Consider the following 21,368-nt stretch of genomic DNA (forward strand, 5'->3'; position numbering starts at 1 on the left):
GCACCCAGCGGCTGCGCCTCTCGCGTGTTGCGGCTCTGTTCCCCTCGAAGGAGATTGACACAAGGGCCGAAGTTTTGGCGAGGTGGAAACTCAGGCCATTGGAAATGCGTGGAAAAATTCGACCGAACCGATTTCGGCGAGGTTCGCTCGAACAGAGACGAAGCGCCGTTCAGAGCCCGGAACGGGCCTGGCGCGCTGTCTCAGAGGTTCGCATGGGGGAGGCAAAGCCCTTTGAAAACACGACTATTTCCGCGCCGCGATGGGCGCCTGTCCGTGTTCGCAGCAGGGATGGTGGCGGAGGGGATGGGCCTGCCGTCGAACCTTCTCTGCCCTTTAACACGTTGATTCATTAGTGCGAATTCCAGGCGATCTCCTTCAGATTGTGCTTTGACGTCGATGGGCCCCGCTTCCACAACGAATGACGCGCAAGCGCGAGAGTTCCCCGGCTTCGACCTCCTTCCCCTCGCGGGACGGCGGCGTTACGGCTCTCGGGCGAGGTCTTGAAGTAGCGGAAGGGCGATCGCTGAGTCATGGCGACCGGCTACGGGGCTAGTTGCACCCGTGGCAACCGGGTTCCTTTTACAGGTCCGCAGGCAGCCTTCCGCCGATTTGTGCGTCTTCGGCTCTTGTCGGCTGACCGGAAGGACGTGGGTGGTTGCGAGGCGAGCGCCTCCCAACTAAGCGGACACGCGGACGGCGGGCAAGGCCGCGTCAACGTGGGACGACGACATTTGACCCTTCGACCAATCCGAGGACTACGCACGCTTGTGGGTTGCGTCCTTCCGGAGCGAAGATTGTTCATCCGGTCCGGCGACCATGTCCGGTTCGTTCGCCTGAGCCCCGGAAGGCAGGCCCTCGCCTGGGCTGGTGGAGCGTTTCTCGTGGCGTGGTGCCTGACGGTCACGTCAGTCCTGATCATGAACTCCATCGACTTCCTAACCATGCGCGAGCAGGCCAAGCGAGAGCAGGCGCTCTTTGAGGACCGCGCTCTCGCACTCGGCGGGGAGCGCGACCAGCAGGCGATGGAAGCACTCGCGGCCCAAGAGCGGTTTGCAGCCGCCACGGTGCAGATGTCGTCGATGCAGAGCGACCTGCTTGCGCTCGAGACCCGCCGCCGCGAGATGGAGAGCGAGTTGCAGGCGGCCCAGGCCACTCTGCGCCGTACGATGGACGCGCGCGCTGCCGCAGTGTCTGCGTCGCAGGACCCGAGATCTGAGGAACTCGCCGCCACACTCGACCTACTGACCCTCGCCCTGACCGAAACGGTGGTCGAGCGTGATCAGGCCGCCACCAAGGCCAAGGAGGCCGTTCTTCTTGCCGGCGAGCTGGAGTTCGATCTGCGGCTGAGAAAATCCGAGAGTAATCGAATCCTGCTGCAGATCGAGGAGGCTCTGATCGCCTCGGTGGAGCCGCTCGACGAGGTGCTCCGTGAGGCCGGACTGGACTCTGAGGCGGTACTCGCATCCGCTGGCGATGGTCACTCAGCCCCGAAGGAAGCCTTGGTTCCCCTTGCGGTCTCCACGAGGGGAATAGCCTCGCTGGATGACGAGACCGTGCGCGCGAACCGCATTCTCGAGCGGCTCGACGAGCTCAGCCACTATCGCTTGGCCCTTGAATCGCTGCCGCTCGCCATGCCGGTCCAGGACGCCTTCCGGTACACCTCGCCCTTTGGCCGGCGCTGGGGGCAAATGCACAAAGGGGTCGACATGGCAGGGCCTGTCGGCACCCCCGTCTACGCCACGGCCGACGGGGTCGTCACCTTCGCCGGCTGGCAGAACGGCTACGGGCGGATCATCATCGTTCGCCACCCCTTCGGTCTGGAGACCCGCTACCCGCACCTCAACGCCATCCGCGTCGAGGTGGGCCAGGAAGTTGCGCGCGGCGAGCGGGTCGGCGACATGGGTAACTCGGGCCGCTCCACGGGATCCCACCTCCACTACGAGGTGCGCGTGAACGGTGAAGCGGTCGATCCGATGGGCTACATTCGCGCCGGCCGGGACCTCCTCTGAGCGCGCCCGCGCGCGCCGGTAGCCGGGCTCTTGCTACGTCAGTGAGGCGAAGGGGCGTCGAACTGCACGTAGAGGTGCTCGACGATCTCGAACTGAAGGTCATGGAACTTGCTTGGGCCCGGTTCGCGGCATGACGCGGGAACTGCACTGCCTGCAGTACGGCGAGCCCGAAATCCAGTACGAGATTGTCCGCCGCCCGAGGAAGACACTGGAGATCGCTGGTGAGCCTGCTGCGACAACGTCGATCCGATCATGACCGAAGGTCATGCGCTCGTCCGCCGGCCGCCGTGCGATCTTGCGCGCGCGAAGGCGCTGAGGGCGAGGCTGCCCGAGAGGATTCGGCAGACAATCTGGGCGCCGGTCAAGCGCGTTGGCCCAGATAAGCAATGGTGACCCGCCGGTCGCGGGACGCGGGGCTGATATGGGCGTGGCCGTGATCGTGAGGCATCGTCTTCTCTCTCAGGTCTCGGCGTCACCTTGATGGACCGCCTTGTGGTGCTCGCCATGCGCGTCGCGCAGGATTCCGATGCCGCCCCAAGCGGCGACGCCGGCGACGGCGATACCGACCACCAGATCGGGCCAATTGCTGCCCAGCCACCAGACGAGACCGCCTGCGACGAGAATTCCGCCGTTTGAAATGAAGTCGTTGATACTGAAGGTGTTGGCCGCTCTGACATTCACGTCCGGATCCTCGAGTCGACCAAGAAGCCGGATGCAGACGCCATTCACGACCGCGGCAATGAGCGCCATGGAAATCATGAGCGGGCCGAGCGGCTCGGAACCGGTGTAGTAGCGACGAACAGCATCGATCAGGATGCCAACCGCCAGAATCAGCAGCAGGCCCCCCGACAAGTTCGCGGCCCAACGCTTCCATTTGTCCGAACGAGACAGCGCGAAAAGGCTGATGGCGTAGACGAAGCTGTCGGAGGTGTTGTCCAGACCGTTGGCGATCAGCGCACTGGAGTCGCCCAGTGCGCCGGTCGCGAAGAAGCCGAACGCAATGGCAACATTCAGCAGCAGAACCGTCCAGAGCGTACGGCGCTGACGTTCATCCGGATCCTTTGACAGTTTTCTGGACATCAGGTTCGCCTCCGTTCGTACTGGCCGGCGGATCAAGGCGGCTCCATCCACCCTGCAGGCGCAAACCACTCGATCCTCGCCGGAAAAGGGTAACCCTTTGCCCAAGAATCGGTCGAGAGACAGTTTTGGTTCCTCTGGTCCCCAGAAGTTCGAGGGCGGCGCGTGGATTTATGCCCAGCGCTGCGCGGGCCGGGCGGGTTCACGGCAGCGCCCGCAAGGCAGACGCGGCCGCCTGTCACGTCCGGGCGATCGGGTCGCTCGGCCAGCCACGTCCAGAGGATCGACGCCACGATGCAGACGCTTCGGAGTCGATCTGCGCCAGGAACCGGCCGAAGGCGATCAGGCTCGCCACGCCCGGCCCGAGCGAAGCCGCGGAGGCGCCGAGGCGCCACAATGGCGAAACAGCCCGCGATCTCGCGCCAAAGCCGCGGCGGCATAGATCGTCAAGGTCGGCAGCGCCGTCATTCAGCCGCCGCCGTCGGCACGTCGTGGTCATGTGCGCAGTGGGAATGGTCGCTCAGCGACTCGATTACGCGGCAGTCGGCGATGGTCCCTTGTGCGCATTGCCGGATCATCCGCTCCAGCTCGGCTTCCAGCGCCGTCAGCTGCGCGATCCGGGCCTTCACCGCAGCGAGTTGCTCCTTCGCGATGATGTCGGCGGCTGCGCAGGATTGGTCGGGCTGGTCGGAGAGGCTCAGAAGGTCGCGGATGGCGTCCAGCGGAAACCCGAGTTCGCGCGCGTGGCGAATGAAAGCCAGCCGATCCTGTGCGGACTTTCCGTATAGACGCTGGTTGCCGGCGCTGCGCTCCGGCTCGGGCAGGAGGCCGATCTGCTCGTAGTAGCGGATGGTCGGCACCTTCACCCCGGCCGCCTCACCCAGTTTTCCGATGGTGAGCATCAGATTCCCTCTTGAAGCTACAGTAGCTAGAGACATTAAGTTCCCGATTCGATGAAGGCAACTGCCCGATCGGGGCGAAGGAAAGACGATGACGGGAACCGACGTGGAAACAGCGACGGCCTGCGACTGGACCGTTTCGGGCATGGATTGCGGCTCCTGCGCGACCAAGATCAAGGATGCGGTCGGGCGCCTCCCCGGCGTCAGCGGCGTGGAGGTCGGCATCATGTCCGAGCGTCTGCGCCTGACCCTGGACGAGGCGCAGACCGGCCGCGACAAGGTTGAAAAGACGGTCCGGGCCCTTGGATACGGCATCGCACCACGCGCCGCGGCGGCCAAGAACGAGTTTGTGATGCCCGGCGGCCCGAAGGCCGGCACGGCCGCGACACGAGACGAAAGCGGCCACGGCAGCCCCAGCCATGTCCATGACGACCCGGCAGACCGCGGCAAGCGCTGGTATCAGACGGGCAAGGGCAAGCTCGTCATCTTTACCGCTCTCCTACTGGCGGTGGCCTGGGGCATAGAGTTGCTGGCGCCTCAGTTCGGCAAGTGGGCCTTTGTCGCCGCCTGCCTGATCGGCGTGGCACCGGTGGCGCAACGCGCCTTTGCCGCCCTGCGGCTGGGCCAACCGTTCACCATCGAAAGCCTGATGACCGTGGCTGCCATCGGCGCCCTTTTCATCGACGCGGCCGAGGAGGCGGCACTGGTCGTGTTCCTGTTCGCGGTCGGCGAGGTTCTGGAAGGTGTCGCGGCGGGCAAGGCCCGGGACGGCATTCGGGCTCTGGCCAATCTGGTGCCGAAGACCGCATTTCTTGAACTGAATGGCGTCACGAAAGAGGTTCCGGCCGCCAGCCTGCGGGTCGGGCAGTTCGTGCTCGTCCGCCCCGGCGACCGCGTCCCGGCGGATGGCGAGATCGCCAAGGGCACATCCGGCATCGACGAAAGCCCGGTCACCGGCGAGAGCATGCCGAAAACGCGGGGGCCGGGCGATCCGGTCTTTGCCGGGTCGATCAACACCGAGGCCGTGCTGCGCGTAATGGTCACGAAGGCGGCCGAGGACAACACCATCGCCCGCATCATCCGTCTGGTCGAAGAAGCCGAGGAGGCCCGCGCGCCGACCGAACGCTTCATCGACCGCTTCAGCCGCTGGTACATGCCCGCCATCGTCACCGTGGCGGCGCTGGTCGTGCTGGTGCCGCCGCTGGCCTTCGCTCAGCCTTGGGATACCTGGATTTATCGTGGCCTTGCGCTTCTGCTGATCGGCTGCCCCTGCGCGCTGGTCATCTCGGTTCCGGCCTCAATCGCCTCGGCGCTATCCACCGGCGCGCGGCGCGGCTTGCTGATGAAGGGTGGCGCGGTGATCGAGGCGGCCTCGAAGGTCAGCCGCATCGCCTTCGACAAGACCGGCACCCTGACCCACGGGCGGCCGATGGTTACCGATATCGTGACCTTCGGCGCCACCACCGAGGCCGAGCTTCTGGCCGTGGCGGCGGGCGTCGAGACCGGATCCAGCCATCCGCTGGCCATCGCCATCCTGAACAAGGCCACGGAAGCGGGCGTTGCAGCCCTGCCGTCGCGCGATGCCAGGGCGCTGATGGGCAAGGGCGTGATCGCGACAGTCGGGGACGCAGCGGCCTGGGTGACCTCCCCCCGCCATGCGATGGAGAACGGCGGCCTCGACGATCCTGGCCTGCGCCAGGCCACCGTCTTCGAAGAAGAGGGCAAGACCGCCGTTGCGGTGTTCCGTGAAAAGACCCCGCTCGGCCTGATCGCCATGCGCGACGAACCCCGCAAGGACGCGGCCGAGGCGGTCCGGCAGCTCAAGGACATGGGTGTCGCCCCGGTCATCCTGACCGGAGACAATCCGCGCACGGCCGCTGCCATTGCCGGGGGCCTCGGCATGGAGTTCCAGGCCGACATGATGCCCGAGGACAAGCTCACGGCGATCCGCGACATGAGCGAGCACGGTGGCGTGATGATGATCGGCGACGGGATCAACGACGCCCCCGCGCTGAAACAGGCGGATGTCGGCGTGGCTATGGGGTCAGGAACCGACGTGGCCTTGGAAACCGCCGATGCGGCGATCCTTCGCGACCGGGTGATCGATATCCCGGCGATGATCCGGCTCGCCCGTGCGGCAATGGCCAACGTCCGGCAGAACGTGGCGATCGCGCTCGGCCTCAAGGCGGTGTTTCTGGTGACGACCATCCTCGGGATCACCGGGCTCTGGATTGCCATCCTCGCCGATACCGGCGCAACGGTGCTGGTCACGCTCAATGCGCTGCGGCTTCTCGCTTTCAAGCCCGAACGCGAGGCATGACGCATGATCTCCGGCTTTGGCTGGGCCGTCCTGGTCCTGATCTTCGGCTATCTGGCGCTGTTCCTCTGGGGCATCGCCATCGCGGCAGATGCATCTGGCCGCTCTGTCTGGCTTTTCGGGCGGGCGTCCGGACGCGACCGCTGGGCGGCCTTCGGCTTTCGTGCGGCCTTCGTCGTCGCCTTGTTCGGGCCACTCTTCTGGCTGGCCTGGCCGATCCTGCACAAGGCCGACCCGCTCTGGACCGAGGGAGAGGTGGCTGCGCTTGGTGCGGTTGGCGTGTTCCTCGCCGGGGTCGGCGCGATGGTGGCTTTTGCCGCGCAGATGTCGATGGGCACATCGTGGCGCGTCGGGGTCGCAAGCGATGCCACGGGCGATCTCGTCTCGGGCGGGCTTTACCGGTTCAGCCGCAATCCGACCTTCCTCGGGCAGTTCGCGCTGCTTGCGGGCGTCGGCTTCGCAATCCCTTCACTCCCGACGATCCTTGCGCCGCTGCTCTTCCTCGGATCGGCCTCCTTGCAGATCCGGTCCGAGGAAGCTGTCCTGCGCCAGTCCCTTGGCGCGGAGTATGAGCGCTACGCGGCTTCAGTCCCGCGCTGGATCGGCTTGCGCCGCAGGAGCGTCAAATGAGCACCCGGCTGATCGTTGCCCTGATCGGTATCACCACGCTGGCCGATCAACTGACGAAGGCGGCGGCGCTGGCGCTGCTCTCTCGCGACGAGACGGTTCCCGTTCTTCCCGGCTTCAGCCTGACGCTCGGCTTCAACGAGGGATCGAGCTTCGGCATGCTGTCGGACGTAATGGCGGGCAAGCCACTGCTGATGGCGGCCCTGACAGGATTTCTGACCCTGATCTTCGCCGTCATGGCAGTCCGGGCGCCGCGCCCGTTCGAGCGGGCCGGTCTTGCGCTGGTCGTTGGCGGTGCGCTTGGCAACATCATCGACCGGCTGCGGCAGGGCGCCGTGACCGACTTCCTCGACCTCTATTGGCGCGACTGGCATTGGCCGACGTTCAACGTCGCGGATATTGCCATCACGCTTGGCGCGGTGTGCATCCTCGCAGCCTCTCTTCCCGCACGCCGTCGCAAGGAGCCTGTTCTTGACCAACACTGACGTACAGAGCCTGTCCCACGACGACTTGCACCTTACGGCCGCATTCCTGATCGCGCTGGCGGCAACACTTGGCGCGCTCTTCATCGGCGAGGTGCTGGGACAGACGCCCTGCACGCTCTGCTGGTATCAGCGCATCGCCATGTTCCCGCTGGTGCCGATCCTTGGCCTGTCGCTGTGGCGAAGCGACGGCATGGCCCGCCCATACGCCCTGCCGCTGGCGCTGGCGGGTCTGGCGTTGGCCGCCTGGCATTCCGGGCTTTACATGGGGCTAATCCCGCAGGACATCGCACCCTGCACCAAGGATGGCCCGTCCTGCTCTGGTCCGGCGCAGATCATTCTGGGCCTGCCTATTCCCTACCTGTCGCTGGCAGCCTTTGCCGCGATCCTTGCCTGTCTCATCTTGCCCAAAGGAAACCGCATATGAACCGCCGCACTCTCTTGATCGGGGCTCCGGCTCTTGGGCTTGTCGCATTCGGCGGCGGTGCGTCCATCCTGAACCGCCAGCGTCAGGCCGAGGCCGAAGCGCTCGCTGCCGCCACCCCCGCGGTGGATCCATCCCTTCTGATCCGCGCCCATTCCCCCAGCTTCGGCCCCGAGGATGCTCCGGTTACCTTGGTCGAGTTCTTCGACCCCTCCTGCGAAGCCTGCCGAGCCTATCATCCGGTGGTGCAGGAAATCCGGCGGCAGTTCCCGAAGCAGGTCCGGGTCGTGCTGCGCTACACGGTGTTCCACGAAGGCTCGGACGAAGCGGTGCGCATCCTCGAAACCGCGCGGATGCAGGACAAGCTCGAACCGGTGCTTGATGCGCTGCTGGAGCGGCAACCCCAGTGGGCAGTGCATGGCATGCCGAGACTGGACGTGGCCTGGCAGGTCGCGGGAGCTGCTGGCCTCGACCTCGAGCGGGCCGAAAGCGACAGGCTGTTTCCGGGGATCACCGGCATCCTCAATCAGGACATGGCCGATGTTGAAGCCCTCGGCGTCGGCCAGACGCCGACGTTCTTTCTGAACGGCACGCGACTGGAAAACTTCAGCGCGGAAAGCCTTGTCGCCGCTGTGCGATCTGCCGTGGAGAATGCCTGAACGGAAGGCTCAGGAACGGTCGGCAAAGGCCGCGAACAAGGCGAGCGTTCGCTCGCTCACGTGATGCTCGATCCCTTCGGCATCGCGCTCGGCTGTCTCGGGATCAAGACCAAGACTGAGCAGGAACCGCAACACGATCTCGTGCCGCTGTTGGCATTCCCGGGCCAGCGCCCGGCCCTCTTCCGTCAGAAAGACCGAGCGGTACTTGGCGCGGGTGATCAGGCCGTCCCGGGCCAGACGGCCGAGTGTCTTGGCGACGGTGGGCGCCGTGACACCCATCTTGGTCGCGATATCGACCGGCCGTGCCTCGCCGTGTTCGTGGATCAGTTCCGCGATCAGTTCGACGTAGTCTTCCGCCAATTCGTTGCGCCGCGCCTCTCGCACCCCTTGGAACGCCTCCGCGCGTGGGTCGGCGGGGCGCGCCTCGGGCTCGAGAGCTTCTGCTTCAGTGTGGTCATCAGCCATCATCCTTCCAGTCTCGCACGAACCGGATTGACACGTAAAGCCACAGGGATGATTATTAGCCTTGTCTAACTTGTCGCGCCGAGGCTTTGGCGTGCTGCCCACAGGGAAAGCCTTCCCCATGACTGCCAATGTCCGGAAGCAAGCGCGCGATGCGCGCCATGCCGACCGACCCCTATGCAGCACCCATGCCCGGCATGGCGCATGGCAACATGACAACGGTCGGTGTGGTCGATCACGACCGGAACGGCTTCGACCCGACAACCATGCTGACGGAGTGGGAAACGGGCCTGACCGATCTTTTGCCCGATGGCCGAACGCTGCGCACCTTCGAAGTCGCTGCCATCGACCGGGAGATCGAGATCGCGCCCGGCATCTTCTTTCCGGCCTGGACCTTCAATGACCGCGTGCCCGGACCGGCACTGAGGGCGAAGGAAGGCGAGCGGTTGCGGATCATCTTCCGCAACTATGGATCGCACCCGCATTCGATGCACTTCCACGGCATCCATTCGGCGGGAATGGACGGCGTTCCTGGTGCCGGTTTGATTGGTCCCGGCGAAGAGTTCATCTACGAGTTCGACGCCAAGCCGTTCGGATGCCACCTCTATCATTGCCACGCCCTGCCGCTGAAGCGGCACATTCACAAGGGCATGTATGGCCTGTTCGTGATTGACCCCGATCCCGCCCGGCACCCCGAGAATGCGGCCGTGGCAGCCTCGCGCGTGCTCGGCAGCCCCGAGAATGCTCGATGGCAGGAACTGGCGATGGTGATGAACGCCTTCGACACCAACTTCGACGGAGCAAACGAGATTTACGCGGTCAACACCGTGGGCCAGGCCTACATGAACGCGCCGATCCGCATCGACAAGTCGCGGCCTGTGCGCATCTATCTGGTGAACGTGACCGAGTTCGACCCGATCAACTCGTTGCACCTGCATGCGAATTTCTTTGACTACTACGATACCGGCACCACCCTGACGCCGACGCTGCGCACGGTCGATCTGATCATGCAGTGTCAGGCGCAGCGCGGGATCCTCGAGTTCAGCTTCGCCGAGCACGAGGACGGCATGTACATGTTCCACGCCCACCAGTCCGAATTCACCGAGCTTGGTTGGGTCGGGATGTTCGACGTTCGGGGGCCAGAAGCATGAGCGACCAGAGCCAACCCACCCGCCCCGCAATGATCCGGCTGCTGCTTCTGTTTGTGCCGCTGGCGGTCATGCTTGGCGCCTTCGTCTGGATCGCGTCGCTCGATCCCCTCCGCAGTTTCAACAATGGCGCGCCTCCGGTCGAGGCGCTGACGGTGGAGCGGACGATTCTGGACGAGACCGGCATCCAGATTCTGGTGCGCGCGGGCGGTTCAGAGGCCATGCAGATTGCGCAGGTTGCCGTCGACGATGCCTATTGGACGTTCACGCAGGCCCCTCCGGGGGCCGTCGCGCGTGGCACTGCCGTCTGGGTTCGCATCCCTTACCCATGGGTGCTGGGTGAGGCGCATCGTGTGGCGCTGCTGTCCAACACCGGCACGGCGTTTGAACATGAAATCGCCGTAGCCGTGCCGACGCCGAAGGCCACGGCGGGCCAGCTGCGCATTCAGGCGCTGGTCGGGGCGATTGTCGGCCTGTTGCCCGTGGCGCTCGGCCTGATGTTCTATCCGGCGATGCGCGGTGTCGGGCGGACCGGGATGAACTTCCTGCTCGCGCTGACCGTCGGGCTGCTGGCCTTCCTGCTCATCGACATGACCTTAGAGGCGCTGGAGCTTTCAGCCGGAGCCGCCGCATTGTTCCAAGGCTCGGCCATGGTCTGGCTGACGGCCTTGGCGTGCTTTCTGCTGCTGATGGCGATCGGACGCTGGCGCGGCCAACCGGAGGGTCTGGCGCTCGCCTTCTACATCGCCCTCGGGATCGGGTTGCACAACTTTGGCGAGGGGCTGGCGATCGGGGGCGCCTTTGCCGCCGGATCGGCGGGGCTTGGCACGTTCCTCGTCCTCGGCTTTGCGCTGCACAATGTGACCGAGGGGATCGGCATTGCAGCGCCGATGCTGCGGATTCGACCGCCGCTCTGGACCTTCGCAGCCCTGACGCTTCTGGCTGGCGGCCCGGCCGTGCTGGGAATGTGGACGGGCAGTCTGGCCTATGCGCCGCAATGGTCGGCCTTGGCGCTGGCGGTCGGGGCCGGTGCGATCCTGCAGGTCATGGTCGAGGTCAGCGCCTACCTGATGCGTCAGAACAGCGACCGGCAAGCGGCACTGTTTTCCCCCGCCGTTCTTGGCGGATTTCTTGGCGGGCTCGCCTTCATGTACGCGACGGCGGCGCTGATCAAGGTGTGACCCGGACCATTCCCCGGCGTCGGATCATGGCGAGATCCGGCACACCGGCTTTTGCCGGGCGCAATCCGCGCGCTTGTCGCTGACACAATCGTCGCCGTGAACATGAGCTTTCTGCGCAGCGTTCTGCTCCGCCGACGGCTCACCGTTGTGTGACGACAGGAGTTCGCTCTTGAACCTCACGTCACTGGAGGCTTTAGGGAGGACGCAAGAAGAGGAGTGACGGATCGGATGCGATTGACACGGCTGCAAAAAAGCCTCTGGGCGGCGGCGGGTATTGCCATGCTGGGCTACGGGACGATGTTTCTGATTGCAGACCGTTTGCCCGCGCCGGTGGTCGAGGCCCCGTTCCGTCCCACCTTCGCACTCCCCGACGCCGAAGGGCGCCTGCGGACCCCGACGGAATTCGGGGGGAAACACATTCTGGTTTTCTTCGGGTTCACCAATTGCCCCGACGTCTGCCCCACGACGCTGGCCGATGTCGCTCAGGTCATGGACGATCTGGGCGACGAGGCCACGCAAGTGCAGCCGCTCTTCATATCCATCGACCCCGAGCGCGACCGCAGGCTGGGTATTGCCGAATTCACCGCTGCCTTCCATCCCACCATCCTCGGGCTTGCCGGGGATGCGAACCAGACCCGGGCTGCGGCGGACAGCTTCCGCATTCACTACGCGCGCGAAGACGATGCCGCCGCGCCCGACGGCTATTCCATGTCGCACAGCCCCGCGCTTTACCTCATCGGGCCGGAGGGGGACTGGCTGCGTCAGTTCACCTATGGCACGCCCGCCGCCGACATCCTTGCCGACCTCCAGAACCGCCTCTAGGAACATCACCATGAAGCTCCCTGTTATTGCCGTTTTTGCCTTCGGCCTTTCCGCCGGCCTCGCCCAAGCAGAACCCGTCCGGCAGGGCAACCTTGAGATCGACGCGGCCTGGGCACGCGCCTCGATCGGTACCTCGCGGCCGGGCGCCGCCTACTTCACCGTCCGCAACTTCGGCGACGAGGGCGATCGCCTGATCGGCCTGTCCTCGCCGGTCTCGACCATGACCATGCTGCACGAGACCACCCTTTCCGAGGGCATCTCCCGGATGGCCCATGTGGAGGCGGCCGAGATCCCCGCGAGCGGCGAACTCACACTCGAGCCGGGCGGGATGCACGTCATGCTGATGGAACTGGCCACACCTCTCCGGGAGGGTGCCACCTTCCCGCTGACGCTCGCCTTCGAGGCCGCGGGCGAGGTCACGGTGGAGGTGCATGTGTTCGGACCGGGCGCCACGGGACCTGCGGAATGAGCCTCTCGCGCCGGCTCCTTCTCGGCGCGGGCGCGGTCACGGCACTCGGCGCCGGCGCGCTGGGTCTGGGCTGGTGGCAAGTGGACGGGCCCGGCGCGGCGCAGCCGGCGAGCCCTACCCGCAACCTGCCTCGACCGCTGGGCGAAATGGACGTCACGCTCACGGACCATCGGGGCCGTCGGGTGACGATCTCGGACTGGGTCGGCAGGCCGAGCCTGGTTTTCTTCGGCTTCACCTGGTGCCCCGACGTCTGCCCCACCACGCTCTCGGACATCTCGCTCTGGCTGGAGGAGCTGGGGCCAGACGCCGACCGCCTCAACGTGGCTCTGATCTCTGTGGACCCCGAGCGTGACACGCCGGAGGTTCTTGCGGACTACCTCGGCTATTTCGATCCGCGCATCGTCGGTGTGACCGGAGAGCCAGGCGAGGTCGCCCGCATTCTTGGCGACTTCCGCGCGAAGGCAGAGCGCATCGAGGACGTAAACGGTGACTACACCATGAATCATACTGCCGGTGTGTTCCTGTTCCGGGCCGACGGAAGCTTTGGCAGCATCATCGACTTTCACGAGGACCGAAGGTTCGCCGTTCCCAAGATCCGGCGGGCCATGAAAAAGGAGCAACCATGATTGATCGTATTCGACGCTTCACGCAGGGCGTAGCGGTCCTGCTGACGACGACCTCGGCCGCCATGGCCGCCGATCGCGGAACGGTCCATGTGGTCGAAGGGACCGGCTGCGAATGCTGTTCCCAGTGGACCGAGTATCTGCGCCAGAACGGCTTCGAGGTGACATCCGAGGAACGCTACGGTGCTCTTCTGATCCGGCACAAAATGGACTTGGGCGTCCCGACCAGTCAGTTGTCGTGCCATACGGGAGAGATCGACGGCTATTTCATAGAAGGCCATGTCCCCGCGGCCGACATCGAGCGCCTTCTGAAAGAGAGGCCGGATGCCGCAGGGCTCGCGGTTCCCGGAATGCCCTATGGCAGTCCCGGGATGGGACCCGAAAACAAGCGTAAAGCCTACGACGTCAATCTTGTTAAGCGGGATGGCTCGGTTGAGGTGTTCTCGCACTACCCCGCCGCGCAATAATCTCCGGATGATATAAATTGCCGATGCTTCGACCGAACCGCCGTCATTTTTCGCTCACGATGCTCGCGGCTCTGGCCGCGTGCGGCACGCAACCCCCCGTCTTGAAGAGGTACCTGGGGCCTCCGGTGACACAGGTCGTCGTTCAGAAGGAGCGGCGCCGAATGTACCTGCTCAGCGGGCAGACGGTCCTGAAATCGTATGACTTCGGACTGGGAAACGAGCCCATCGGCCACAAGCAGTTTGAAGGCGACGGAAAGACCCCGGAGGGCCTCTATTACATCGACCGTTTCAATCCGCGCAGTCGATACCATCTTTCAGTGGGGATTTCCTATCCGAATGAGCGGGACCGAGCTTTTGCGGAGCAGTTCGGATTGGATCCGGGCGGTGATATCATGATCCATGGCCGCGGGCCGGAGGGAAAGCGTCTGGTCAGACAGAAGCGGGACTGGACGGCGGGCTGCATCACGGTCAGCGACGACGAGGTCGAAGATATCTTCGCGATGCTGCGCCTCGGGGTGCCGGTGATGATTTACCCCTGATATCATGGCTCGTAGGTGAGGGCGGGCCGGAGATGTCTCCGGCTCCGCCCTTCGATGGTAGATCAGAAGACCGCGACCTGTGTGCCTATCTCGGCGACCTCGTAGAGTTTCAGGACATGCTCGTTATAAAGACCGTAGCATCCGTTCGACGATTTGCGGCCGATCTTCCGGGTGTCGTGGGTTCCGTGAATCAGATATGCAGGCCATGAAAGATAAAGGCCGCGGACGCCCAGCGGATTTTCTGGCACGCCTCCTTCGACGCGTTGCGGCAGCGAAGGATCTCTCTCGCGCATGCTCGGGGTCGGGGTCCACGGAGGGTTTTCCGCTTTTCTGACGATCTCGGTCTTTCCTCTGCGGGTCAGATCCTCGGATACGGGTACCGCTGTAGGGAACAACAAGTATACCGATTCGTCGGCAGACCAGTAATGCAGCGCCCGCGAGGTCACATCAGCAAGGATGACGCCCTTTCCCAGACTCGGATAGAAATCGCTCCAATGCCACGCGCGAAATGACGACTGATTGCGGCGTTGATCGGCGTCCGGGTCTACCTGAAACACGCCGAGGTCGGGGGCCGCCCCTCCGGCGGAACCGTAGACAGGCATTCCGGTATAAGGGTCGATATTCTGTGCGAAACTCCGTCCGGCCGGAAGGACGAGCGCCGTGGCCATCAGTCCGGTCAAGAACTGTCGGCGCCCGCTCGATCGATCTGCCTGTGTCATGCCCCACCTTTCGCTATTGTTTTCATTGCGATACTAGCTGCCCACTGCTGCCCTTCAAGAACAATGGAGATCATGACCCATAACGCCTGCGTGAGACGGATAGGCGAAGTGTCTCACGTCGACGTGACCTGGTGTTGGCGCTGGGCTGGGCTGCACCTCAGGTGGCCTCCTTCGCTACGGGCTGCAGCCGTGCTGGCCGTCCACGTCGTCGAGGGCACTGGTTGCGCCTGCTGCACCCGCGCGCGGCTTCTGGGGGCGGGAAGAATGCAGTGTCACCGAAGAGTTCTACGGAGGCCCCTTTCGTGAGCCACAAGCTCGACAATGACGTACCCCAAGGAGGATGATGTCCTGCCACACCGCGCCGACCACCCATCTATCGGCCTCGCGCGCTCGTCTCGGCCTGATAGCTCCGCTCGCGTTCCGGCCACGTGCTCTTGATGTAGGCGAGCACGGCCCGGATCTCGGCGTCGCTGAGGACATCGGCAAACCCGGGCATGTCGCTCTCGTATCCGCCTCCCACGATGGCGGCGGTGCCTTCCTTGACGATCCGGAACAGGATGTCGTCCGGATGATGCCATGTGTGGCCGGTGGCGTCGTGCGGGGGAGCCGGCAGGCGCCCGGAGGGCAGAGGCATTTGCCAGTCCGGCTGCCCCTCAAGCTGCGCGCCATGACATGCGGCGCACTGGGTCTCGTAAATGGTGCGGCCCAGTGCGATCGTCTCGGCATTCTCCGCATCCGCCCGCAGCCCGACAAGGATCCAGGTGGCGATGAGCGCGGACGCGGTGAGGCCGATGAGGGTTGGTATCCGGAGCATCATTTGGCATGCTGGGCGAGCCAGTCCTGCAGGAACACGATCCGCGCGTGCTGTTCGTCGCCGGTGACTTCGGCAGACTGATGGCAGAAACGGTCTGAACGCATGTCGGCAGCACCATGATCAGCGGAACACTTCGCCTCCTCGGCCGTTCCCACAGGATGCAACGGCGGACCCCCCGGACGAAAGCCGGATTCGTCTGGCAGAAGCTTGCGAACGCACTGGCGCTTCTTGCAACTGCCATGCTCATCGCCCATGGCGCGGCGGCCGGAAGTCTGGTGCCCCACAGTCATGCCCACATCTCCGTCCACGCCGAATCTTCGCCGACGGCGACGAACGTGGCGGACCCCGTCCCGCATCACGCTCCTTCGATGGCTGTGGGGGAGGAGCCCAGCGATGACAACCATGACACGCTCGCCTGTTGCGGAGATGCGTGCCTGGCAGCGCTGATCCCCGGCCGAACCGCCGATCTGAAAGAGGGGCGCAGGAGCGATCAGAAGTTTGTGATGCCAGTCTCCTTGCTCAGCGGGCTTGCCCCGGATGGGCCGCGCCGTCCGCCGCGGAGAACCTGTTCGAGTTCCGCCGAGGTGTGGACGAGCGTGCCGCTCCAGGACCCGAGCGCCGCCTGCGGTTGCAGGTCAGGCGGAGGCTGTGGAGGCGCTGCGGGCGCCGCGCTCTCGCGCGCACCAAGGAGACGGGACCAGAGAGACATTCAGTGTTCCTGTCAGAGCAGCATCGGCCCTCGGGCCTGATAGACCGAGCGGCCGGCGGTCTCATCGCGCAGCATGGCGCGGCCAAGCGCGTTGCAGAGCGCCACGATGCCGTCGATGCGCTCCGATGAGCATTCTTTGTCCGGCTTGATGTTGCCGGCCGGGTCATGGCGGACGGCGACGTTCGAGGCATTCCAGCGCAGCACCGGATGGCCCCCGTGCCAGAGGAGCCGCGAGACCGCGAGCCGCTCGAGCTCTGCCGTGGGCGCAGCCATGCTCAGGAACCCCTGGCCGAACTGGACGAGGTTGATGCCCTCGTCCTGCAGATGCTGGACGATCTCGCCCGCGAAGGTGCGGTCGTAGGCCAGCTCACGCAGATCGAAGCGGCCGGCGAGGTTGACGATCTCCGCCTCGATGAAGGCGAAGTCGGTGGCGTTGCTGGGGGTGGCCACCAGGAACCCCTGGTCGCGCCAGACATCATAGGGCACCCGGTCACGGCGGGCGCGGCGCCTGATGTCCTCCTCCGGTACCCAGAAGCGCGACAGCACGATCCACTTCTCGGCCAGGCTCCCGAACGCCGCATCCCGCGTCGGCGGAAACAGCAGAAGGAAGGCCGAGAGGTCGTTGACCCGAGCCAGATCCAGCCCGCCGTAGCATTCGCGCCCCGCAAGCAGTTGCTCCAGACGTGCGAGCTCCCCTCTGATGTCAGTTCCGCTGGTGGTTGCTGGCAGTCCACCCTCCGCCCAGACCTCCATGTCGAGCCAGCGGGTGACCTGCTCGGTCCATTCGTTCAGCCGCAGGCGCCGGATGGCGTTCTGCTGCGCCGGCATCTCCCGCGCCTCGTCGATCTGGCGCTTGAGGTCATCGCGCTTCACCGTCACGCCAAGGCTCGGATTGGCCTTGATCCAGACCCTCGGGTCGGTCCAGTCGTCGCCCTCGTCGATGGTTGCGATGAAGGCGAACCAGGGATCGGCCGTCTCCTGCGGCAGCGTGCCCTCCAACGTTTTAACCGAGAACTCGTGATGCTGGCGGCAGACCGAGTGGCGGTCGTGGCCGGCGGTGGTGATCTCGACGATCAGCGGCTGGCGTCGCGCGCCCGTTGCCGTGTTGAGCTTCTGGATGATCTCGGGTCCCGAATGCTCATGCACCTCGTCCACGGCCGCGAAGTGCACGTTCAAGCCGTCCATCTTGCTGGCGTCGGCCGAGAGCGGCCGGAACCACGACGCGGTCGGCAGTACCGCGAGGTTGTTGACGGTGCGCGTGACCCGGGCCGAGAGCGCCGGGCTCGCCGCCACCATGCGCTCGGCCTCGCCGAACACGATCCGGGCCTGATCCCGCGTGGTGGCGGCCGCATAGACATGCGCGCCGGCCTCGCCATCGGCCACCAGCGCATAGAGTGCGATCCCGGCCAGCAGCGCCGACTTGCCGTTCTTGCGCGCCACCTCCACATACGCGGTGCGAAACCGCCGCAGCCCATCCGCCCGCTTCCAGCCGAAGATGGAACCCACCGCGAACTGCTGCCAAGGCTGCAGATCGAAGGGCTGGCCCGCCCATTCACCAGTCGAATGTCGCAGGTGGCTGAAGAACTCGATCGCGTGCAGGGCGGCAGCCCGATCCCAGGCGAGACCGCGCTTCTTGCCGAGCTTCAGATCGTCGAGGTGCCGCTGGCACGCCAGCCGGGTGAGATGTCCTGCCACGAGCTTTCCCGCGACCACCTTGCGGGCCCAGGCGGTCACCGGACAGGCCGGTGCATTCCCTTCCGGCTTCGATTTACGCGCTGCTGCCACGGTTCAGGTAATCCTCGAACGGGTCGCGGGCCTCGGCCGGCGCCGCGGTGCGGATGCGGGTCCGGCTCGAGGGCGTCAGCCCGAACTCGCTCTCGATCTGGCCCAACTGCGCCAGGCACTTGTTGGCCACCGCCAGAAACGGGTTCTGGATGATGTTGCCGCCCACCGTCTTGACCACCGGGCCGCGGCGCTTGACCTCCGCCTCCGCCTCGAGCCAGCGCCGCCAGATCACCGCGTAGCGGGCCAGCGCCCCCGCATCGAGCTCCGTCATCACCCCGTGCCGGGCCAGCAGCTCGGCCAGTTCGGTGAACTTTGCGGCGGCCGCATCGTCGAGGTGATCGGGAGCCGGCGGCACCGCCACGACCGGCTGCGGCTCGGCAGGGTTCATCCGGTGCGGCCGCGCCGTGCCTTTCACCAGCTTCAGCTGGGTGGGAAGGGGCTTGCGGCCGGCCATGATCCTGATCCTTTCTGCTGCGCCTCCGCATGAAGCAATGATGTTGCTCTGGTTTGCCTACACTCCGGGGCGCCGCGGAGCGATGGTGCCGGGACGCCGATGCACTCCAGGGAGCCACCCGATGACCCGCCCGGACCCGACCACCAAACCTCGCCAGCCGATCGGGCCGGCTGCCCTTGCGGCCTTCGTCGCGCAAAAGGCCGAGATCGACGAGATGCTCGCCCGGCTGCAGGCGCTGAGCGACGACCATTTCGGCGCTCACCCCGACGAGATCGACTGGGGGCACGTCGGCACCCTGAACCACTACCGCGCCAGACTGCGCGAGATCGCCGACATGGCCTTCGGTGAGGGCGACGCCCGCTGATCCTGCGCCACCCGGAACTCCTGCCGCGCAGACGCGCGGCTCGGGGTCGTAGAAGGGTCGCGACGGTCGCGGCCCCGACACGGAGACGACCCCAGATGACGAAGCTTTCCGACACCCAGCTCGTGATCCTCAGCGCGGCCGCGCAGCGCGCGGACCGCAACGTCCTGCCGCTCCCCGGCTCGCTCCGCGGTGGCGCCGCCGCCAAGGTGGTGCGCGCACTGCTCTCCCGCGGGCTGATCGCCGAGACCACGACCGACAGCCAGACCAAGGCCGACGCAGCGCTGAACCGGGTCTGGCGCAACGACGCGGACGGCCGCGCCATCCTCCTGCACATCACCGATGCGGGTCTCGCCGCCATCGGCATCGAGCCCGATGCCGCCGACAGCGCGCCCACGGGCGCCGAAGAGGCGCCGAGTGCGGAGGCCCCGCAGGACGCTCCGGCCGGGGCCGAGCCCGCGCCTAGGGTGCGCACGCCGCGCGCGGGCACGAAGCAGGCGAAACTGATCGAGATGCTCCGCGCCGACAGCGGCGCGACCATCGACGAGATCGTCGTCGCCTTGGACTGGAGAGCTGCTCGACGCGCTGCGCGCCATCCTCAAGCGACAGGGCATGCTGTCGGGCCTGATCATCGATGAGGAGGATGATCTGCCGTCCTCCAGCGCCTATCGCAGCCGCTTCGGCAGCCTGCTGCGCGCCTATCGACTGATTGGCTACGAACCCGACCGGGACTACAGTTACATCGAGGTCAATCGAGCCCTGCGGCAGGCGCATCCGCAGGTCGTGGCCGAAATCATCGCCGGCATCACCCGGCACGGCGGGCGGGCTGTGCAGGACCCGGATACCGATCTGGTGCGCGTGAACGACGAGTTCACTGTGTCCATCGTTCTGGCCCGCTGCACCGCGACGGCGGCCGGGTCGCTGCGCTGGCGCATCCGCCTCGACACTGGCCTTGTACCGGACATCACGATCGCCGTGCGCATGGACGAGGTGAACGAGGCACCGCGCGACTACTACGTGCTTCCCAGCATCGACATGACTTTCGGGAAACTGAAATTCGCCGAGCAGAACGGGCTCGCGCTGGATGCGTACCGGTTCGACACGCTCGATTTCTTCTACGCGCTCGCCTCGCGGGCCAGGATCGCGGAGGTGGCGTGATGCCCGACGACATGGAGCCGACGAGCCAGAAACAGGTGACACTGATCCCGACCGAACGGATCCGTGTTCTCAATCCCCGCGTCCGCAACCGTCGCACCTTCGAGGCGATGGTGGAGAACATCGAACGCATCGGCCTGAAGCGCCCGATCACCGTCGCGCCGCGCGCCGGGACAGATCCGCAGGAATACGACCTTGTCTGCGGACAGGGCCGCCTCGAGGCTTTCATCGAACTGAAGCAGGACCGCATCCCGGCCATCGTTATCGAGGCCGACGAAAGCGATTGCCTCGTCATGAGCCTCGTCGAAAACTGCGCGCGGCGGCAGCACAACCCCATCGACTTGATGCGCGAGATCGGCGCGCTCCGCCAGCGCGGCTACAACGACCGCCAGATCGGCGAGAAGATCGGCGTGTCCACCGAATATGTGAACATGATCGCCGGCCTGTTGGAGAAAGGCGAGGAGCGCCTGGTCTCGGCCGTGGAGACCGGTGTCCTCCCGCTGAATCTGGCCATCCAGATTTCCAAGACGGACGCCAAGGGCGCGCAGAAGGCACTGATGGACGCCTACACCCAGAACAAGCTGCGGGGTCGGAAGCTGGCGCTCGTGCGCCGCCTGATCCAGCAGCGCGAACTGCGGGGCCCGCAGATCCACAGCAACCAACTCGGACGCAAGCCTCCGAAACGGGCGCTCACGAGCGAGGGCCTTGTGCGGGCGTATCAGCAGGAGGCGACGCGCCAGAAGCTGCTTATCAAGAAGGCCGAGCTCACCCAGAGTCGGCTGATGTTCGTGCGCGAGGCGTTCCGGAAGCTCTGCGCGGACGAGCATTTCATGACCCTGCTCAGGGCGGAGGGGCTCGAGACAATGCCTGCCGACCTTGCGCGGCCCGTGACCGACGGGGCTCCGGCATGAAGCGCGAAGCACGCGACACCCTGAAGAGCGTCACGCTCGGGTTCGAGGACGACTGCGTCACGCTCCCCATCGATGCTATCCTGCCGCTCCGCGCCCTCGGCAAGTCCGCAAAATCCAGCCGGAAGTATCGGCAGATCGTGGCTTCCATCGCCCAGATCGGGATCGTCGAGCCGCCCGTCGTCGTCCGGAACCCCGACAAGTCCGCGACCTGGTTGCTGCTGGACGGCCACCTGCGGATCGAGGCGCTGAAGGACG

Annotated in this window: 24 protein-coding genes and 3 pseudogenes; 18 read left to right on the top strand and 9 right to left on the bottom strand. The window is 65.5% G+C overall.

The genetic code is table 11. The features are described 5' to 3' along the window. Positions 1 to 767: 767 nt before the first annotated feature. Positions 768 to 2,009, top strand: coding sequence for a DUF5930 domain-containing protein (locus tag IC63_RS09080; RefSeq protein ID WP_170835609.1), 1,242 nt, complete (start codon positions 768 to 770; stop codon positions 2,007 to 2,009). 228 nt (positions 2,010 to 2,237) lie between these two features. Here the strand turns inward: IC63_RS09080 and IC63_RS18800 are convergent. The 3 genes and pseudogenes from IC63_RS18800 to IC63_RS09090 form a co-directional block, all read right to left on the bottom strand. Continuing rightward, positions 2,238 to 2,457: pseudogene (locus tag IC63_RS18800) on the bottom strand (cation diffusion facilitator family transporter); the annotation flags it as partial. A gap of 11 nt (positions 2,458 to 2,468) precedes the next feature. Next, positions 2,469 to 3,089, bottom strand: coding sequence for a cation transporter (locus IC63_RS09085; protein WP_052042060.1), 621 nt, complete (start codon positions 3,087 to 3,089; stop codon positions 2,469 to 2,471). A 461-nt stretch (positions 3,090 to 3,550) separates the two neighbouring features. Further along, on the bottom strand, positions 3,551 to 3,988 hold the full coding sequence (locus IC63_RS09090) for a MerR family transcriptional regulator (protein WP_036700253.1): 438 nt from the start codon (positions 3,986 to 3,988) through the stop codon (positions 3,551 to 3,553). Positions 3,989 to 4,076: 88 nt separating this feature from the next. On the opposite strand from IC63_RS09090, the gene IC63_RS09095 reads away from it, so the two are divergent. The 5 genes from IC63_RS09095 to IC63_RS09115 are packed head-to-tail and all read left to right on the top strand — an operon-like array spanning position 4,077 to position 8,494. Further along, positions 4,077 to 6,305, top strand: a complete 2,229-nt coding sequence (locus IC63_RS09095; RefSeq protein ID WP_052042061.1) for a heavy metal translocating P-type ATPase — start codon at positions 4,077 to 4,079, stop codon at positions 6,303 to 6,305. Between the two features lie 3 nt (positions 6,306 to 6,308). Beyond that, positions 6,309 to 6,932, top strand: a complete 624-nt coding sequence (locus IC63_RS09100) for a methyltransferase family protein (protein WP_036708051.1) — start codon at positions 6,309 to 6,311, stop codon at positions 6,930 to 6,932. Further along, positions 6,929 to 7,414, top strand: coding sequence for a signal peptidase II (gene lspA, locus IC63_RS09105; protein WP_036700251.1), 486 nt, complete (start codon positions 6,929 to 6,931; stop codon positions 7,412 to 7,414). Before IC63_RS09100 ends, lspA begins: the two co-directional genes overlap by 4 nt. Beyond that, a complete protein-coding gene (locus IC63_RS09110; protein ID WP_081962575.1) occupies positions 7,401 to 7,838 on the top strand; it encodes a disulfide bond formation protein B in 438 nt (145 codons plus the stop codon). The genes lspA and IC63_RS09110 overlap by 14 nt, the downstream gene beginning before the upstream one ends. Next, complete coding sequence (locus IC63_RS09115) at positions 7,835 to 8,494, top strand: DsbA family protein (protein ID WP_036708053.1); 660 nt, start codon at positions 7,835 to 7,837, stop codon at positions 8,492 to 8,494. The genes IC63_RS09110 and IC63_RS09115 overlap by 4 nt, the downstream gene beginning before the upstream one ends. Before the next feature lie 9 nt (positions 8,495 to 8,503). Here IC63_RS09115 and mntR read toward each other — a convergent pair whose 3' ends face one another. Further along, the gene (mntR, locus tag IC63_RS09120) at positions 8,504 to 8,959 is read right to left on the bottom strand and encodes a manganese-binding transcriptional regulator MntR (RefSeq protein ID WP_036700249.1); all 456 of its coding nucleotides are present in this window, start codon (positions 8,957 to 8,959) and stop codon (positions 8,504 to 8,506) included. Positions 8,960 to 9,087: 128 nt separating this feature from the next. Here mntR and IC63_RS09125 point away from each other — a divergent pair, with 128 nt between their 5' ends. From IC63_RS09125 to IC63_RS09155, 7 genes are all read left to right on the top strand, one after another. After that, positions 9,088 to 10,107: a multicopper oxidase domain-containing protein gene (locus IC63_RS09125; protein WP_036719390.1), complete on the top strand. Its 1,020-nt coding sequence runs from the start codon at positions 9,088 to 9,090 to the stop codon at positions 10,105 to 10,107. Then, positions 10,104 to 11,285 (top strand): ZIP family metal transporter, encoded by a 1,182-nt coding sequence (locus tag IC63_RS09130; RefSeq protein ID WP_036708058.1) that lies wholly within the window; start codon positions 10,104 to 10,106, stop codon positions 11,283 to 11,285. The genes IC63_RS09125 and IC63_RS09130 overlap by 4 nt, the downstream gene beginning before the upstream one ends. Positions 11,286 to 11,501: 216 nt before the next feature. Then, complete coding sequence (locus IC63_RS09135) at positions 11,502 to 12,107, top strand: SCO family protein (RefSeq protein ID WP_231555239.1); 606 nt, start codon at positions 11,502 to 11,504, stop codon at positions 12,105 to 12,107. Positions 12,108 to 12,117: 10 nt separating this feature from the next. Continuing rightward, entirely contained in the window at positions 12,118 to 12,576 is a 459-nt protein-coding gene (locus tag IC63_RS09140; RefSeq protein WP_036700241.1) for a copper chaperone PCu(A)C, read from the top strand. Further along, a complete protein-coding gene (locus tag IC63_RS09145) occupies positions 12,573 to 13,202 on the top strand; it encodes an SCO family protein (RefSeq protein WP_036700237.1) in 630 nt (209 codons plus the stop codon). The genes IC63_RS09140 and IC63_RS09145 overlap by 4 nt, the downstream gene beginning before the upstream one ends. Positions 13,203 to 13,210: 8 nt before the next feature. After that, positions 13,211 to 13,666, top strand: a complete 456-nt coding sequence (locus tag IC63_RS09150) for a DUF411 domain-containing protein (protein ID WP_036700310.1) — start codon at positions 13,211 to 13,213, stop codon at positions 13,664 to 13,666. A 23-nt stretch (positions 13,667 to 13,689) separates the two neighbouring features. After that, positions 13,690 to 14,205: a L,D-transpeptidase family protein gene (locus IC63_RS09155; protein ID WP_036700235.1), complete on the top strand. Its 516-nt coding sequence runs from the start codon at positions 13,690 to 13,692 to the stop codon at positions 14,203 to 14,205. A gap of 62 nt (positions 14,206 to 14,267) precedes the next feature. On the opposite strand, the gene IC63_RS09160 is transcribed toward IC63_RS09155, so the two are convergent. From IC63_RS09160 to IC63_RS09175, 5 genes are all read right to left on the bottom strand, one after another. Continuing rightward, positions 14,268 to 14,924: a L,D-transpeptidase gene (locus tag IC63_RS09160; protein ID WP_074826734.1), complete on the bottom strand. Its 657-nt coding sequence runs from the start codon at positions 14,922 to 14,924 to the stop codon at positions 14,268 to 14,270. 373 nt (positions 14,925 to 15,297) lie between these two features. Continuing rightward, complete coding sequence (locus tag IC63_RS09165) at positions 15,298 to 15,741, bottom strand: c-type cytochrome (protein WP_036700233.1); 444 nt, start codon at positions 15,739 to 15,741, stop codon at positions 15,298 to 15,300. Beyond that, a complete protein-coding gene (locus IC63_RS18100; RefSeq protein ID WP_134725741.1) occupies positions 15,738 to 16,094 on the bottom strand; it encodes a hypothetical protein in 357 nt (118 codons plus the stop codon). The genes IC63_RS09165 and IC63_RS18100 overlap by 4 nt, the downstream gene beginning before the upstream one ends. A 365-nt stretch (positions 16,095 to 16,459) precedes the next feature. Continuing rightward, complete coding sequence (locus IC63_RS09170) at positions 16,460 to 18,181, bottom strand: terminase large subunit (protein ID WP_052042062.1); 1,722 nt, start codon at positions 18,179 to 18,181, stop codon at positions 16,460 to 16,462. Positions 18,182 to 18,215: 34 nt separating this feature from the next. Next, positions 18,216 to 18,686, bottom strand: a complete 471-nt coding sequence (locus IC63_RS09175; protein ID WP_036719392.1) for a phage terminase small subunit P27 family — start codon at positions 18,684 to 18,686, stop codon at positions 18,216 to 18,218. A 121-nt stretch (positions 18,687 to 18,807) separates the two neighbouring features. Here IC63_RS09175 and IC63_RS09180 point away from each other — a divergent pair, with 121 nt between their 5' ends. The 5 genes and pseudogenes from IC63_RS09180 to IC63_RS09200 form a co-directional block, all read left to right on the top strand. Next, positions 18,808 to 19,050, top strand: coding sequence for a hypothetical protein (locus IC63_RS09180; RefSeq protein WP_052042063.1), 243 nt, complete (start codon positions 18,808 to 18,810; stop codon positions 19,048 to 19,050). A gap of 95 nt (positions 19,051 to 19,145) precedes the next feature. Then, positions 19,146 to 19,685 (top strand): DUF3489 domain-containing protein, encoded by a 540-nt coding sequence (locus IC63_RS09185; RefSeq protein ID WP_084115689.1) that lies wholly within the window; start codon positions 19,146 to 19,148, stop codon positions 19,683 to 19,685. Continuing rightward, positions 19,618 to 20,205, top strand: a pseudogene (locus IC63_RS09190) (recombinase family protein); the annotation flags it as partial. The gene IC63_RS09185 and the pseudogene IC63_RS09190, both read left to right, overlap by 68 nt. Further along, on the top strand, positions 20,205 to 21,113 hold the full coding sequence (locus IC63_RS09195) for a plasmid partitioning protein RepB C-terminal domain-containing protein (RefSeq protein ID WP_036719393.1): 909 nt from the start codon (positions 20,205 to 20,207) through the stop codon (positions 21,111 to 21,113). The pseudogene IC63_RS09190 and the gene IC63_RS09195, both read left to right, overlap by 1 nt. Then, positions 21,110 to 21,368: pseudogene (locus tag IC63_RS09200) on the top strand (plasmid partitioning protein RepB C-terminal domain-containing protein); the annotation flags it as partial. The gene IC63_RS09195 and the pseudogene IC63_RS09200, both read left to right, overlap by 4 nt.

This window comes from Paracoccus sphaerophysae (genome assembly GCF_000763805.1).
Classification (GTDB): Bacteria; Pseudomonadota; Alphaproteobacteria; order Rhodobacterales; family Rhodobacteraceae; genus Paracoccus; species Paracoccus sphaerophysae.

Bases quoted from the DNA above. Each gene is read 5' to 3' on its own strand.
- IC63_RS09085 (WP_052042060.1), bottom strand. From the start codon at position 3,089: ATGTCCAGAAAACTGTCAAAGGATCCGGATGAACGTCAGCGCCGTACG.
- IC63_RS09090 (WP_036700253.1), bottom strand. From the start codon at position 3,988: ATGCTCACCATCGGAAAACTGGGTGAGGCGGCCGGGGTGAAGGTGCCG.
- IC63_RS09095 (WP_052042061.1), top strand. From the start codon at position 4,077: ATGACGGGAACCGACGTGGAAACAGCGACGGCCTGCGACTGGACCGTT.
- IC63_RS09100 (WP_036708051.1), top strand. From the start codon at position 6,309: ATGATCTCCGGCTTTGGCTGGGCCGTCCTGGTCCTGATCTTCGGCTAT.
- lspA (WP_036700251.1), top strand. From the start codon at position 6,929: ATGAGCACCCGGCTGATCGTTGCCCTGATCGGTATCACCACGCTGGCC.
- IC63_RS09115 (WP_036708053.1), top strand. From the start codon at position 7,835: ATGAACCGCCGCACTCTCTTGATCGGGGCTCCGGCTCTTGGGCTTGTC.
- mntR (WP_036700249.1), bottom strand. From the start codon at position 8,959: ATGGCTGATGACCACACTGAAGCAGAAGCTCTCGAGCCCGAGGCGCGC.
- IC63_RS09125 (WP_036719390.1), top strand. From the start codon at position 9,088: ATGTCCGGAAGCAAGCGCGCGATGCGCGCCATGCCGACCGACCCCTAT.
- IC63_RS09130 (WP_036708058.1), top strand. From the start codon at position 10,104: ATGAGCGACCAGAGCCAACCCACCCGCCCCGCAATGATCCGGCTGCTG.
- IC63_RS09140 (WP_036700241.1), top strand. From the start codon at position 12,118: ATGAAGCTCCCTGTTATTGCCGTTTTTGCCTTCGGCCTTTCCGCCGGC.
- IC63_RS09145 (WP_036700237.1), top strand. From the start codon at position 12,573: ATGAGCCTCTCGCGCCGGCTCCTTCTCGGCGCGGGCGCGGTCACGGCA.
- IC63_RS09155 (WP_036700235.1), top strand. From the start codon at position 13,690: ATGCTTCGACCGAACCGCCGTCATTTTTCGCTCACGATGCTCGCGGCT.
- IC63_RS09160 (WP_074826734.1), bottom strand. From the start codon at position 14,924: ATGACACAGGCAGATCGATCGAGCGGGCGCCGACAGTTCTTGACCGGA.
- IC63_RS09165 (WP_036700233.1), bottom strand. From the start codon at position 15,741: ATGATGCTCCGGATACCAACCCTCATCGGCCTCACCGCGTCCGCGCTC.
- IC63_RS18100 (WP_134725741.1), bottom strand. From the start codon at position 16,094: ATGCGGGACGGGGTCCGCCACGTTCGTCGCCGTCGGCGAAGATTCGGC.
- IC63_RS09175 (WP_036719392.1), bottom strand. From the start codon at position 18,686: ATGGCCGGCCGCAAGCCCCTTCCCACCCAGCTGAAGCTGGTGAAAGGC.
- IC63_RS09180 (WP_052042063.1), top strand. From the start codon at position 18,808: ATGACCCGCCCGGACCCGACCACCAAACCTCGCCAGCCGATCGGGCCG.
- IC63_RS09185 (WP_084115689.1), top strand. From the start codon at position 19,146: ATGACGAAGCTTTCCGACACCCAGCTCGTGATCCTCAGCGCGGCCGCG.
- IC63_RS09195 (WP_036719393.1), top strand. From the start codon at position 20,205: ATGCCCGACGACATGGAGCCGACGAGCCAGAAACAGGTGACACTGATC.